The following is a 13,769-nucleotide window of genomic DNA, read 5'->3' as shown; positions in this document are numbered from 1 at the left end:
CTGAGCGCTCAGACCGTCTTTAGCTCTGCACTGCCGACAGCAGCGCGTTGAAAATCTGGTTGGCGGTCTGGATCACCTGCGCCGAGGCCTGATACGCCTGCTGGTAGCGCACCAGCGACGCGGCTTCTTCGTCGATGTTCACGCCCGAAACGCTTTGCTGGGTGGCCAGCGCCTGGTTGTAGATGCTGTTCTGGGTCGACAGCGCGTCCTTCGCCAGCGAGCCGGCGCTGCCGACCTGACTGGTGAGCTGACCGTACGCGCGGCCGACGCTGGTGTTGCCACCGTCGAGCACACCGAGGTTGGCGACGTTGGTCAGCGTCAGGGCGTTGCTGTTGTCGCCGCGCGCGTTGGCGTTGGCCTTGACGGTGAAGCTGTCGTTCGCGGCAGGGGTGCCACCGAGCTTGAGCGTCCAGCCGTTGACGGTGATCGGCTGACCGGCCGTAAACGTCTGGTCCGGGCCACCGTCGACGCTGTACGTTGTGGCCGAAGTGAACACGATGTTGACCGTGTTCTTGATGTTGGGATTCGTCGGATCGCTGACGCTGATGCCGTCAAGCGTGCCCGAGCCCGTGTTGCCCGATGCCTTCGAGGCGACGACTGGCGCAGCCGCGGCAATCTTGTTTGGATCAGTGATCACCGACTTGAAACCGCCGGCCGCCTGACTGGTCGGCGAAATCTTGAAGCTGTCGCCCTGGGCAGCGCCCGCACCCACCACGATGCTCAGGCCATCCGCCGTGAACGGATCGGCGGCGGTGCCGGTGCCCTTCATGGCGATGTTGTTGCCCGCCGTGTCCTGCAGGGACCAGTTGGTGCCGTCGTAGCGCATCACATAGTCTTTCGCGGTGAGCTGCGAGACGTCGCTCACGCTGGCACTGACCGTCGCCGTGCCGGTATTGCCCGAGTTCAACTGCACCACCGGGCTGCCGACGCTGAAGAAGTCGCCGCCCATGTCGCCATTGAGATCCATGCCCTGCGCATGCTGCGCGTTGAAGGCCTGGGCCATGGCAACGGCGGCACGACCAAGCTGGTTCTGGGCCGGCTGCAGCACGTTGGCGCGGAAGTCGAGGATCGCACCCAGGGCACCGCCGCCAAGCTGGCCGGTGAGCACCATGCCGGTGTCCTTCGCGACCACTTCAAGCTGCGTCGGATCGTAGGCGTTCTGCGCCGTCGCGAGTTCCGAGGCATGGACGCCGTTGACCAGCGCCTGGCCGTTGCCGACGAACAGGCTGACCGTGTGGTCGCCCTGCTCCACCACGGACACGCCGACCTGGCTGGATACCTTTTTGATGAGGGCGTCGCGCTGGTCCAGCAAATCCGACGGCTCGCCCTTGCCCGAGGCATAGGCGGAACGGATCTGCTCGTTCAACTGCGCGATCGACTTGCTGTCGCTGTTGATCTGGTTGACGGTGTCGCTGAGCTGGCGCTGCGACTGGGTACTGAGCTGGTTGAACTGGGTCGACAGCGACTGGAACGTGCTGGCCAGGGCGCCGGCGCGGGCGAGCAAGGTGCTGCGCGCTGCCGAGTCGGCCGGCGAATTGGACACGTCATTGAGCGCGCCATAGAACGCATCCAGCGAGCTCTGCAGGTTGGTGGTGCCCGACAGCTGATTGTTCAGCTGGGCCGTGAGGCTCTGGTAGACGGCCGCACGGCTCTGATCCCCCGAGGCCTGCCACAGCGCAGTGTTGAGGTACTGGCTGTAGGCGCGCTGCACAGCCGTCGTGTTCACGCCGGTGCCAATGTAGTACTGGCCCATGCTCTGGCCGGGGCGCGCGCTGAACTGCACCACCTGGCGGCTGTAGCCGTCGGTATTCACGTTGGCGACGTTATGGCTGACCGTCGCCAGGCCGATCTGCGAGGCGAGCAGGCCCGATACGCCAGTGGAAAGCAGGTCAGCCATGGGAGGACATCCTTGGTACGTCGATCAGAAAGAAGGGAACGCGGGGGCACGTCATGGCAACTGTGACGGCACGCTGACGCCGGACTTGAGCGCATCGAGCGCCTGGCGCATTTCCGGACTGTTGGCGATGGCGACCAGCTTGTTCGCGTAGGCCGGGTCGGTGGCATAGCCGCCGCGCACCAGCGCGTGGGCGAAGCCACGCACGTCTTCGCCGCGACCGAGTGCCGCCGTGTAGCGCGGGCTGTTGGCGAGCACGTCGGCGTAATCGGAGAACGATTCGGAGGGTGAGTCGTAGGCGCGGAACTGGTCGCGCTTGCGCACGGCCACGCCGTTTTCGTATTCCAGCGTGGGCACGGAGACCTTCTCGCCATCCCAGCTACTGCCGGCCTTCATGCCGAACAAGTTGTTACTTGTGCTGCCGTCGCCGTGGGACGGCAGGTGCTTGCCCCAACCGGTCTCCAGCGCCGCCTGAGCGAGCAATGCACGTACCGACACGCCGAGTTTTTCTGCTGCGGCCTGCGCATGCGGCGCCAGGGACTGGACGAAACTCACCGCATCGCCGGCGCCCGGCAGGACACTGGCGGCCTTGCCAGCCACCTTGCCGGCCGTGCGCGTGATCTGGGCCAGCGTGTCGCTCAATGCCGCATTGCCGCCGACCGACGGCGTGATGCCGGCGTCCTTGCCGCCCAATTGCTTGACCAACATCTGCGCGATGCCGATGCCACGACCGCTGTTGGACAGGCTCAGCGACAGCTGTTGGTCGAACATGTCGCGATACGTGTCACCTGCTTCGCTGTCGCCCATGCCATCGCCGAAACTGGCGTCGCGCATGGACTTCAGCATCATCTGGGTGAAAATTGCTTCGAACTGCTTGGCGACCGCCGGAAGCGCCGACTTGCTGTCGGTTTGCGCGTCATTGCGCAGCTTCTGGAAACCGGACAGTTCCGTCCAGTTGTCCAGCGCCGGCAGATTGACATCGCCAACGGCCATCAGATCACCACCAGCTCGGCGTGCAAGGCGCCCGCCTGCTTCAGTGCCTGCAGGATCGAGATTAGATCGGTCGGCGAAGCGCCCACCTGATTGACCGCGCGCACGATGGTGTCGAGATTCACGCCCGGGCCAAACTTGAACATGTGTGCGCCGTCTTCGCTCACCTGCACGTTGCTGTTCGGCACGATGGCCGTCTGGCCACGACTGAAGGCTTCGGGCTGGCTCACCTGCGGCTGTTCGCTGATGGTGACCTGGATCGAACCATGGGCCACCGCGGCGGGCGTGACGCGAACTTCGGCGCCGATCACCACCGTGCCGGTGCGCGAATTGACCACCACGCGCGCCGGGGCATCACCCGGCGTCACATCGAGATTCTGGATGGCGCCAAGCCAGGCCACCTTTTGCGACGGGTCCTGCGGACCGCGCACGGCAACGCTTCCGCCGTCGATGGCCTGGGCCGTGCCCGCGCCATAGGCGCGATTGACGGCATCGGCGACACGACCGGCGGTGGTGAAATCGGGCGTATTGAGATTGAGCATCAGATCGCCCGTGCTGCCAAACGACGACGGCACGCTGCGCTCCACCGTCGCGCCACTGGGCACGCGGCCGCTGGCGGAGATGTTCACCTGCACGCTCGAACCGCTCTTGCCCTGCGCGCTGATGCCGCCGACGACCACACTGCCCTGCGCCATGGCGTAGACGTTGCCGTCAGCACCCTTCAGTGGCGTCATCAGCAGCTGGCCGCCGCGGATGCTCTTGGCGTTACCGATCGATGCCACGGTGACATCGATGATCTGACCCGGCTTGGCGAAGGGCGGCAGATCCGCGGTGACTGTCACGGCGGCCGCATTTTTCAGCTGGGGACGCGCGCTGGCCGGCACCGTGATGCCGAACTGCTGCAGCATGTTTTCCAGGCTCTGCGTGGTGAACGGTGCCTGGGTGGTCTGGTCGCCACTGCCATCGAGGCCGACGACGAGGCCATACCCGATGAGCTGGTTGGAACGCACGCCACCGACCTGCGCGAGATCGCGAATCTTGTCCGCGTGCGCATCGGGAATGGCGATCAGGAAAGTTGAGGCAATCGCCAGCGCCGTGGCGAGATGACCGCGCCAGGCGGCCGCAAAGGTGCGAAGCACGGTCGCGTCCATCAGTACGGCATCCACTTCGAGCTGAAGAAGCGCGACAGCCAGCCCTGCGTGTTCGCATCGGCAAGCGAGCCGCGACCGGTGTAAGCGATGCGTGCGTCGGCGACGCGCGTGGACGGCACGCTGTTGTCCTGGCCGATGTCCTGCGGACGCACGATGCCGGAGATGCGCACCAGCTCCTGGCCCTGGTTGATCGTCAACCACTTCTCGCCACGCACCAGCAGGTTGCCGTTGGACAGGCGCTGCGCCACGGTGACGGTGATCGAGCCGGTGAGCTGGTTGCTCTGGCTGCTGTTGCCGCTGCCGTCGAAGCTGCGGTCGCCGGAGGTCTCAATGTTGGCGGACTTGCCGTTGATGGTGAGGCCCTGACCGAGAATCGTCGGCGCGGCGATGTTGGTGTTGTCTTTCTTGCTGGTGCTGGTGGTGGCCTTCTTGCTGGCCTGCGTGCTTTCCACCAGCGAGATGGTGAGGATGTCACCCACGCGATGCGCGCGCGGATCGTTGAACAGCTCCATGCCCTGCTGATCGTGGTAGATCGCGCCATCCGACGGCGGCGGCGCCAACGGCTCCTGCGGCGGCGTCGCGGCCCACATCGCGTCGTCGCGCTTGGGCGGCATGGCGCAGCCACCGAGGCTTGCCAGCACCAACAGGACGCACAACGTGCGCAGGCAGGAGGAGACGTTCATAGCCGGGCTCAGGTCTTGTTGGTGAGGAACTGCAGCATCGAATCCGCTGCGGAAATCGCCTTGGAATTCATTTCGTAGGTGCGCTGAGTTTCGATCATGTCGACCATCTGCTCGACCACGTTCACGTTGGACGCTTCGAGCGAGTTCTGTGCCAGCGTGCCCAGGCCATTGAGCCCCGGCTGACCGATCTGCGGCGCGCCGCTGGCAGCGGTTTCGAGATAGAGGTTGTCGCCGTTCGGCTGCAGGCCAGCCGGATTGACGAAATCGGCAAGCTGCAAGGTGCCGATCACCTGCGGCGGTACCTGGCCCGGCACGGTGACACTGACGGTGCCGTCGTTGCCGATGGTGACGGTCTGCGTGCCCGGCGGCAGCACGATGGCCGGATCGAGCGGGTAACCGGTCGAGGTGACCAGCTGGCCGTTCTGGTCGGGCTTGAGCGCACCGTCACGCGTGTAGGCGACGCTGCCGTCCGGCATGGTGACCTGCAGGAAGCCGCGCCCCTGGATCGCCACGTCCAGCGCATTGCCGGTGGTCTGGATGTTGCCCTGGGTGAACATCTTTTCGGTGCCCACCACGCGCACGCCGGTACCGAGCATCAGGCCGGTCGGCGCCTGCGTCTGCTCGGTGGTCTGGCCACCGGGCTGACGCACGTTCTGGTAGATCAGATCCTGGAACGACGCACGCGACGACTTGAAGGCGGTGGTGTTGGCGTTGGCCAGATTGTTCGACACCACGTCCATGCGCGTTTGCTGCGCATCGAGACCGGTCTTGGCAACCCACAGGGAAGAAAACATGGAAGTGCTCCGTAGCCGTCGTGCGGCGGATGGTTTCGTCAGCTCACCTGCAGCAGGCGCGAGGCCGACTGCGCGTTGTCATCGGCGGTGCGGATCGCCTTGACCTGCAATTCGTATTGGCGCGACAGCTGGATCATCTGCACCAGCGTCTGCGAAGGATTCACATTGCTCATTTCAATGGCGCCCGACTTCACCTGCACGGTTTCGTCGGCTGCGGCGGTGCCACCGTCCGCCAGATGCATCAGGCCATCGTTGCCCGGCTGGAGCTGATCCGCCTGCGGATTCACCAGCTTGAGCTTGCCCACTACCGACAAGGTGTCAGGACCCTGCCCCATCGGCACGGCGGACACCGTACCGTCGTTACCGATCATGATCTGCGAGCTCTGCGGAATCGTGATCGGCCCACCATCGCCCATCACCGGATTGCCACGCGCATCGGTCAGCACGCCGTCCGGCGTGAGCTGCAACTGGCCAGCACGTGTGTACGCTTCGCTGCCATCAGGTGCCTGCACCGCCAGCCAGCCCTGGCCCTGCACGGCAACGTCAAGCGAGTTGCCCGTGTCCGTCTGCGGACCGCTGCGCATATCCCAACCCGTGCCCTGCGCAACCCCATTGATGCGCGAAGGCATGCCATCACCAAGCACCTGCAACGGCTGGAACGCCGACATCTGCGCTTTGAAACCGACGGTGTTGGCGTTGGCCAGGTTGTGCGCCACTTCCGTCTGTGCACGCATCATTTGCGTGGCACCGGTCATGGCAACGTAGATGGAGCGATCCATAGGCGGTTAGAGGTCAATAGTGAATGGTGAATAGGGAGAGCGCCGGCTCGTGAACCGAGGTCAATGTGGATGGCTTTTTCTATTCACCATTCACCATTGACCATTCACCGCTCTTAATTGCGAATATTGATAATCGTCTGCGTCAGCTTGTCATCCGTCGAAATCACCTGGGCATTCGCCTGGTAATTGCGCTGGGCCTTGATCATGTTGACGAGCTGTGCGGTGAGGTCGGCGGTGTTGGAGGCTTCGAGCGCGCCGGACTGCACGCTGCCGTAGGTACCGTTGCCGGCCGTGCCCATCACCGGGGCGCCAGAGTCATACGACGCGGCCCAGTTGGTGTTGTCGAGCTGGCGCAGGCCCTGCGGGTTGGCGAAGTTGGCGAGCGCAAGCTGGCCCAGCGCGGTCGACTGGCCGTTGGAGTACTTGGCCTGCACGACGCCTTCGCTGGACACGTCGATGCTCGACAGTGTGCCGGTCGGGTAGCCGTCCTGATAGATCGACGTTACCGCGTAGCTGTTGCCGAACTGCGTGGTCTTGTTCAGATCGAGGCTGACATCGAGCGGATCGGAACCCGGGTTGGCCGTGACGGGTGCAAAGGTGAGCTTGCCGTTGGCCGGCGTGGCGAGCGCGCCGCTGCTGGTGAAGCTGATCTGGTTGGTGACGCCGGTGTCCTGGCCGTCGATGAACAGATGCGCGTCCCAGGTGTTGGCCGTGGCGCTCTTGACGAAGTACACGGTGCCGCTGTGCGTGGCGCCGAGCGAATCGTAGGCGGTGAACGGCGTGGCCTGGTTGAAGCTCTTCGCGTCCGTCGGATCGAAGGCGTTGGCCGGTGCCGTGGCATCCGAAGGCAGGTTCAGGGCGAGCTCGACGCTGGACGTGGCCTTGGCCGCGTTCTGCGAAGTGAGCATGCGCAGATCCGTCATGGTGCTCATGTCGAAGCTGCCGTTGTTGTTCGGCGGATACACCTGCACCTTCTGGCCGGAGCTGTTGGTGATGTAACCGTTGGCGTCCGGACGGAACGCGCCGGCACGCGTATAGGTCAGGCCCTTGCCATCCTTCAGCGTGAAGAAGCCATCGCCCGAGATCGCGAAGTCGAAACTGTTGTTGGTGGTTTCAATGTTGCCGGCGTTGAACTGCTGCGCAACGTTGGTCAGGCGCACGCCGCTGCCGATCTGCGTGGCGCTGAGGTTGCGACCGGCCACGCTGTACAGCTCGGCGAACTCGGCACGCGAGCCCTTGAAACCGATGGTGGACGTGTTGGCGATGTTGTTGGCGGTGACTTCGAGATCGGCCGAGGCCGCATTGAGACCGCTGAGTGCAATGTTGAAAGCCATGTTCTGCTCCCCTCTTTATCCAGAGGCTCTGAAAGTTCAGTTGATACGTGCGACCTGACCCAGCAGGACGCCGCCAAAACCATCCACCTGCAAATACGCGCCCTGGTCACCCGCCATGCCCACGCTGCTCACCTTGCCGGTGATGTAGGGCTGAACCGCGGTGGTGCCGACCTGCGCCTTGATGCCATACGTACCGTCCGCCACCGGTTGACCGGCGTCGTCCAGACCATCCCAATGGAAATTCGCCAGACCGACATCGGGCGTACCCAGATTGATCGTGCGCACCGTGTTGCCGGCCGCGTCGACGATCTGCACCGTGGCGATCTGGTTGTCGGTCGTTACATTGATCGCGCCGTCCATCGAGCCATTGACCAGCTTGCCGGCACTCGAGGGCACCGTGACATCGCGACCGACCAGGCCACTGGCCTGCATCAGCTGGTTGCCCTGCAACGCCGTGCTCAGGGTATCGAACGAGGTCTGCAGCTTCTGCGTGGCGTCCACCTGACTGATCTGCGCCAGCTGGCTGACCATCTGCGAGGAGTCCATCGGCTGCGTCGGGTCCTGGCTGCGCATCTGCTGGATGAGCAGGCTCAGGAAGTCCGCCTGGGTGAGCGAATCGCCCTTCTTCGTACCGCTGCTGTCGGACGTCGAATTGCTGTAGGTACTGCCGTTGATCGCGATATCAGCCATGTCGTTCGCCCTTACTTGCCGAGGTCCAGCGTCTTCTGCATGAGCTGACGCGTGCTGTTCATCACTTCGACGTTGTTCTGGTACGAACGCGAGGCGGAAATCATGTTGACCAGCTCGTCGACCGGATTGACGTTGCTGGCATAGACGTAGCCATCGGCGTCCGCAATCGGGTTGCCGGGCTCGTAGCGGCTTTCGACGGCGGCCTGGCTTTCGGTGATGCCGAGCACCTGCACGCCTTGCGTGCCTTCCTCAGCCTTGCCGCCAGAGACGCTGCGCTGCACGGTCGCGAAGAGCGGCTCACGCGCGCGATAAGCGGTGTCTGCCGAACCGGACACGCTGTCGGCATTGGCCAGGTTGCTGGCGACGGTGTTGAGTCGCAGCGATTGCGCGGCCATGCCGGAGCCGGCCACGTCGAAAATCTTGAACATGGACATCAGCCCTGACCTCCGGTGATGGCCGTACGCAGCATGCGGATCTGCGCCGTAATGAAAGAGAGACTTGCCTGGTAGTGAACGCTGTTGGCGGCGAAGTTCGCCTGCTCGACCTGCGTATCCACCGTGTTGCCGTCCATGGTCGGCTGCATCGGCACGCGATAGGCAAGGTTCGCGGTAGTCAGCGATGAGGGATCGATGTGGTTGGCGTTGGTGGAGCTCAGCGCCAACTTGTCGCTGCTGCTGGCGTCGGCCAGCGCCTTGCGGAAATCCACGTCACGCGCGAGGTAGCCCGGCGTGTCGGCATTGGCCAGGTTTCCGGCAATCGTTTCCGCACGCTTCTGCCACGTACCCAACGCCTGGGTATGCATTCCGAACAGGTTGTCGTTGATCTGACTCATCGAAAACTCCACGCGGCCCGACACCGCGAGTTGTTCGAGGCAAGTTGCATGCCATCTCCCGGGAAGCCTTGATGCACATAGGTTTGCGACCGGTGACGGATTTCCGGCACGCGCTTTGCGCCGCGTGGAAGTCGATTTTCCGACGCTCTTCGCCCCCACCCTTCCGTGCGCCGAAAATTCCACACACCCCGTCGGACCAACGCCTCCCGCCCGCTTCACTCCTTACGGTTCACGACGCTCCACGCTCTGGCACACGCCTTGCTTCCTCAAGTTCCAGCGCTCCCGGACGATGCATCACGAGAGCCCTCGCCCGCTCTGCTTCGTGCAGCGAGCGACGCCCCATGCCTTAAGGAAGGAATGCACGACCCATGAGCCTGATTTCGAGCAAGCACGTTGCGGCGCTGGCGCAAGCGGCGGCCGATGGCGATGCGCGCCTGGTTGAGCGTCTTTCGCAGGAGCACCCGCGCCTCGCGCAGGCGTTCGCGCCGCTGTTTGCCCGCCTGGCGCCGCGCGAGCCGGCAGCCATTGCCCTGCAGGCCGTGGAGCAACAAGGCCTGGTCATGGGCGCCGCGCAAACGCTGCTGCGCACCCAGGAGGCCCTCGGCAAGGCCACGGGCGAGAGCCGCGACAGCGTCGGCCGCTTGACGGAACAGGGTGCCGGGATCTCGACGGCACTACAGCAGGCCGCCACCGAGGTGGCCCAGGCCTGCGAGAAGAGCCAGCACGGCGCCGACACGGTCAACGAGCTTGATGGTCAGCTGCGCCTTTTGCGCAGCGCCCTGTCCGCGATGAATCGCAACCAGAGCAAGCTGGCCGAACAGGTCGCCCAGATTCGCAAGCTCACGTCGACGGTGCAGGAGATCGCGCACCAGACCAACCTCGTGGCGCTCAATGCCGCCATCGAAGCGGCACGTGCGGGCGAGGCGGGTCGCGGCTTTGCGATCGTTGCCGACGAAGTGAAACAGCTCGCGGAAAAGACAACCCAGGCCACCGATGAAATCGAAGCCGTCACCGGCGCCATTGGTGACTTTTCGCAGCAGCTGGATGGCGACGTGCGTCAGGGCATGCAGCGTCTGGAGCGCGCGCAAAACCGCATCGACCACACGACGGCAACGCTGGGCGAAGGTGGCGAAGCGCTGCGCAGCATCGCGACGCGCGTCAAGACCGTGCAGCACAGTTGCGACGCCCAGACCGCGCGCATCGTCAACGCACAGGCGACGCTCGGCGCCCTGCAGCGCCGCAGCACCGAAGCCATGCGCCACGCCGAGGCCCTCGATCGCGCTGCCGTGCTCGCCCACCGCCTGTGCCTGGGCTGGCTGGACCATGCCGACGCCCAATCGATGGCGAGCCTGAGCTTGTGCTTGCGGGAATCCATCCAGGGTCTTCGCCAGGCGATGGAAGTCGCCTTGCTGGAACCGGCGGCCATGGATCGCCGCTGGTTCGATACCACGGCTTTCGAGCGCGCACTCCACCGCCTCAGCGAACACCATGACTCGGCCGATCTGCTGGCTGCCGGCCAGCGACTTGGCAGTCACACGGACACCTTCGTACGCATGCTGACCGAAGGACAACTCGACCAGGCAGCGCAGATGCCCGATCAGCTCGAACGCGAGCGCGAAGCCATCCATAAGCAACTGGGCGAACTGCTCAACAGGCTGGACGCGTAATGCGCAAGGGACCGGCCAGCCTGCTCGCCATCGCGCTGCTTGCGGCGGGAAGCGCGCATGCGGACAACGTCGATGCCGTCCGTCAGGCGGCGCAGGCGTGGCTGGTCCAACATTACAGCCAACCCGGCAGCCGCGCGCTGGCCAGTGCCGAACCCCTTGCTGCCCGCACAGTCGTACCGGCCTGCCCCCAGGGCTGGCGCGGCGATCTTTCGTCGACCGCACGACCGGCCCCACGCATGAGTGTGGCGATGACCTGCCCCACGGGCGCCAAGGTCCAGGTGCCGGTCAAGCTGCAGTTGTTCCGCACGGTGCTGGTGACCAACCGCCCGTTGCAACGCGGTGACGGCGTGACCGCCGGCGACGTGCGGGGCGAAGAACGGGATATCACCCGGCTGGGTTATGGCTATCTGGACCAGCTCGACGACCTGGGCGGCCGGCTGCTGTCGCGCCCCCTGGGCACCGGTAGCGTGCTCACGCCCGGTGCCTTCGGCGCCCGTCAGGCCGTGCGCCCGGGCGACCACGTGCAGATGGTGGCCCGCATCAACGGCATCGAAGTGCGCGCCGGTGGCGTGGCGCTAAGCGGTGGCGATACGGGCGCGCGCTTGCGGGTACGCAACGACAGTTCGGGACGCGCCGTGGACGCCATGGTGCAAGGGCCCGGACTGGTGGAGGCGTTACCATAATGAGACCTGCATCACTCTAAAGTTTGCGCCTGCCTTGCCGTTAACTGAAGCAGAAGGGCCCCCAACCCACTGGGATACACCATGAACACCACGATCACTTCCAACGGATTGCCGGTTCTCCCGCAGGCCAAGGGCAATGCCCAGGCCCCGGCGCAGTCGAACGCGCCCGCCGCTGAAGCCACGGCTGCCCCCCAGACGGGCGACAGCGTGAAGCTGACCGAATCGGCGCGCACCCTGCATGCGGTCGCCCAGGGCGACCAGGGCACCGGTATCGACGCCGCCCGCGTGGCGGAAATCCGCCAGAAGCTGGCCGACGGCAGCTACACGATCAACGCCGGCAAGATTGCCGATGGCCTGATCTCCCTCGAAGGTCAGATCAGCGGTCAGTCATGAGTAAGGCGCTGCAAGCCGAACTGGAAAGCGCGCTGGACGCCGTCATCGGCGACATGCGCACGGCCGTCCACGAACTCACCGATGCGCTGGCCGCTGAACGCGCCGCGCTCGAACAGGCCGACGTGGAGGCGCTGCACCAGGCCAGCACGGCAAAGCAGACGCACACTGAGCTGCTCGAAAAACTCGACGGCGAACGCCTTCATCTCCTGCGCGCCGTGGCCTATCCCGCCTACGCCGAACGCGCGGACTGGGACGACGTCGTCAATGGCCTGGCGCAGTGCCAGATGGCCAACCAATACAACGGCCAGATCGTCGGCCAGCGCCTGCGCCAGGTGCGCCAGGCCCTGTCGGTACTGACCGGAACCGAAGCCGCGGGTGTTTACGGCCCCAAAGGTTCAGTCGATTCCCAACACCGCTCGCAGTCCCTGGCGGAAGCCTGAAACCCGTCGGTCGTGGCGCACGACGCCTGATCGCGGGTTGCAAGGAGGAACGGACCTGATGCCGCACGGCGCCAGGCGATCAACCGGGTGCCAGTACCGGCCCCGCAGGACGATGATGTTTTCATGACCGATACCGCAGTAGAAGCCGCCAAAGCCAACGCCCACGCGCCGCAGGCCAACAGCGCACCGCTGCCGGTGCTGCGCGTGCCCATGCTCGATCGTGAGCGCCAGCTCATGGCCTACGAACTGGTGCTGCAATTGGGTGACGAAGACCCCAACGCCATCGCGCACCGCCTCGTCTCCACCATCATCGATGGCTCGGTCACGCAGTGGGCGCGCGGCAATCGCGTCTTCCTCAGCCTGCCACGCGACCTCGTGCTGGAGCAGGCGGACCAGATCCTTCGTCATCCGCGCATTGGACTCGTCGTGCATCCGTCGGCAGCGCACGATGTGCTGCTGATGGAAAAGCTTCGCCAGATCGCCGCCCGCGGATGTTCCCTGTTGCTCGACATCGACCCCCATGCGGCGCCGGTCAATCAGGATGAAACCCTGCGCGTGCTGCTGGGCCTGGTGCAGTTCGCCCGACTGGATGCCAGCAAGCTGGATGCCGTGCAGTTGCGCGAGCGCTGTGAAGTGCTGCATGCGCGCGGCCTGCATGTAATCGCCGGTCACGTGAAAGACCACGACACCTGCCATCGCTGCATGGAGCTCCCCTTCGCCGGCATCCAGGGCCCGTACCTGCTGCGGCCGGAGAAGGTGGATGTTCCGGTGCTCACCGCCAATCGCCTGAGCGTGCTGCGCCTGTTGCGCGCGCTGGACGAGGACGCGACCGGCCCGGTCGAACTAGGCCAGATCATCCGCAACGATGTGATCCTCAGCTACAAGCTGCTGGGCTGCGTGAATTCCGCGTACTTCGCCCTGCCCCGCCAGCTTAAGTCAGTGGAACAGGCGGCGATCTTCTTCGGCCTGTCGCGCATGCGCAACTGGATCAGCACCATGGCGCTCAGCGGCATGGATGATCGTCCGCCGGAACTGCTGCGCGCCGCGCTCATTCGCGCGCACATGTGCGAACAGCTTGGCCAGAACCTGCCGCGCGAACAGCGCGAAATGGCTTTCACCACCGGCCTGTTCTCGCTGCTGGAAAGCCTGATGTGCGCGCCGATGGAAATCCTGCTCCAGCACCTGCCGCTGGCGCCGGATATCCGCAGTGCCCTGCTTGAGCAGCAAGGTCCGTTCGCGCCCATCCTCGAACAGGTGCTCGACTGGGAAGCCGGCAAGCTGCGCGGTGGTGAAAGCCAGCCGCAGCAGATTCGCCGCATGGCGACGGCCTATCTCGAAGCGATCCGCTGGGCCGATCACGTGTATTCGTTCGCCGAGCAGCGCCCGAACTGAAGCAGGCAGCGAGGGCAGTCCATGCCCTCGCATCGATGGCGCTCCCG

15 protein-coding genes are annotated in these 13,769 nt (G+C 64.9%); 5 read left to right on the top strand and 10 right to left on the bottom strand.

The window, feature by feature from the left end; all coding sequences use genetic code 11:
• Positions 1–19 precede the first annotated feature (19 nt).
• The 10 genes from flgK to flgB form a co-directional block, all read right to left on the bottom strand.
• A complete protein-coding gene (gene flgK, locus EYV96_RS15005; RefSeq protein WP_131152337.1) occupies positions 20–1,897 on the bottom strand; it encodes a flagellar hook-associated protein FlgK in 1,878 nt (625 codons plus the stop codon).
• 51 nt (positions 1,898–1,948) lie between these two features.
• Entirely contained in the window at positions 1,949–2,887 is a 939-nt protein-coding gene (gene flgJ / locus EYV96_RS15000) for a flagellar assembly peptidoglycan hydrolase FlgJ (protein WP_131152336.1), read from the bottom strand.
• Positions 2,887–4,035: a flagellar basal body P-ring protein FlgI gene (locus EYV96_RS14995; RefSeq protein ID WP_131152335.1), complete on the bottom strand. Its 1,149-nt coding sequence runs from the start codon at positions 4,033–4,035 to the stop codon at positions 2,887–2,889. The genes flgJ and EYV96_RS14995 overlap by 1 nt, the downstream gene beginning before the upstream one ends.
• Positions 4,035–4,718, bottom strand: coding sequence for a flagellar basal body L-ring protein FlgH (flgH, locus tag EYV96_RS14990; RefSeq protein WP_131152334.1), 684 nt, complete (start codon positions 4,716–4,718; stop codon positions 4,035–4,037). Before flgH ends, EYV96_RS14995 begins: the two co-directional genes overlap by 1 nt.
• An 8-nt stretch (positions 4,719–4,726) precedes the next feature.
• Positions 4,727–5,512: a flagellar basal-body rod protein FlgG gene (gene flgG / locus EYV96_RS14985; RefSeq protein WP_131152333.1), complete on the bottom strand. Its 786-nt coding sequence runs from the start codon at positions 5,510–5,512 to the stop codon at positions 4,727–4,729.
• Between the two features lie 38 nt (positions 5,513–5,550).
• Positions 5,551–6,291: a flagellar basal-body rod protein FlgF gene (gene flgF, locus EYV96_RS14980; protein WP_131152332.1), complete on the bottom strand. Its 741-nt coding sequence runs from the start codon at positions 6,289–6,291 to the stop codon at positions 5,551–5,553.
• 113 nt (positions 6,292–6,404) lie between these two features.
• Positions 6,405–7,625, bottom strand: coding sequence for a flagellar hook protein FlgE (flgE, locus tag EYV96_RS14975; protein ID WP_131152331.1), 1,221 nt, complete (start codon positions 7,623–7,625; stop codon positions 6,405–6,407).
• 36 nt (positions 7,626–7,661) lie between these two features.
• Positions 7,662–8,315, bottom strand: coding sequence for a flagellar hook assembly protein FlgD (locus EYV96_RS14970; RefSeq protein ID WP_131152330.1), 654 nt, complete (start codon positions 8,313–8,315; stop codon positions 7,662–7,664).
• 11 nt (positions 8,316–8,326) lie between these two features.
• Entirely contained in the window at positions 8,327–8,749 is a 423-nt protein-coding gene (gene flgC, locus EYV96_RS14965) for a flagellar basal body rod protein FlgC (RefSeq protein WP_131152329.1), read from the bottom strand.
• Positions 8,749–9,147, bottom strand: a complete 399-nt coding sequence (gene flgB / locus EYV96_RS14960; protein ID WP_131152328.1) for a flagellar basal body rod protein FlgB — start codon at positions 9,145–9,147, stop codon at positions 8,749–8,751. Before flgB ends, flgC begins: the two co-directional genes overlap by 1 nt.
• 368 nt (positions 9,148–9,515) lie before the next feature.
• Between flgB and EYV96_RS14955 the strand changes: the two genes are divergently transcribed.
• From EYV96_RS14955 to EYV96_RS14935, 5 genes are all read left to right on the top strand, one after another.
• Positions 9,516–10,814 carry a methyl-accepting chemotaxis protein gene (locus EYV96_RS14955; protein WP_131152327.1) on the top strand — a complete coding sequence of 433 codons (1,299 nt, stop codon included), beginning with the start codon at positions 9,516–9,518 and terminating at the stop codon, positions 10,812–10,814.
• Positions 10,814–11,497 (top strand): flagellar basal body P-ring formation chaperone FlgA, encoded by a 684-nt coding sequence (flgA, locus tag EYV96_RS14950; RefSeq protein WP_131152326.1) that lies wholly within the window; start codon positions 10,814–10,816, stop codon positions 11,495–11,497. Before EYV96_RS14955 ends, flgA begins: the two co-directional genes overlap by 1 nt.
• A gap of 81 nt (positions 11,498–11,578) precedes the next feature.
• On the top strand, positions 11,579–11,890 hold the full coding sequence (flgM, locus tag EYV96_RS14945) for a flagellar biosynthesis anti-sigma factor FlgM (protein ID WP_131152325.1): 312 nt from the start codon (positions 11,579–11,581) through the stop codon (positions 11,888–11,890).
• The gene (gene flgN, locus EYV96_RS14940; protein ID WP_131152324.1) at positions 11,887–12,330 is read left to right on the top strand and encodes a flagellar export chaperone FlgN; all 444 of its coding nucleotides are present in this window, start codon (positions 11,887–11,889) and stop codon (positions 12,328–12,330) included. The genes flgM and flgN overlap by 4 nt, the downstream gene beginning before the upstream one ends.
• A 123-nt stretch (positions 12,331–12,453) precedes the next feature.
• Complete coding sequence (locus EYV96_RS14935) at positions 12,454–13,722, top strand: EAL and HDOD domain-containing protein (RefSeq protein ID WP_131152323.1); 1,269 nt, start codon at positions 12,454–12,456, stop codon at positions 13,720–13,722.
• Positions 13,723–13,769: the final 47 nt, after the last annotated feature.

This window comes from Dyella terrae (assembly GCF_004322705.1).
Classification (GTDB): Bacteria; Pseudomonadota; Gammaproteobacteria; order Xanthomonadales; family Rhodanobacteraceae; genus Dyella_D; species Dyella_D terrae.
Note: the sequence above shows the minus strand (reverse complement) of the source record. Positions and strands in the feature narration are given on the sequence as shown.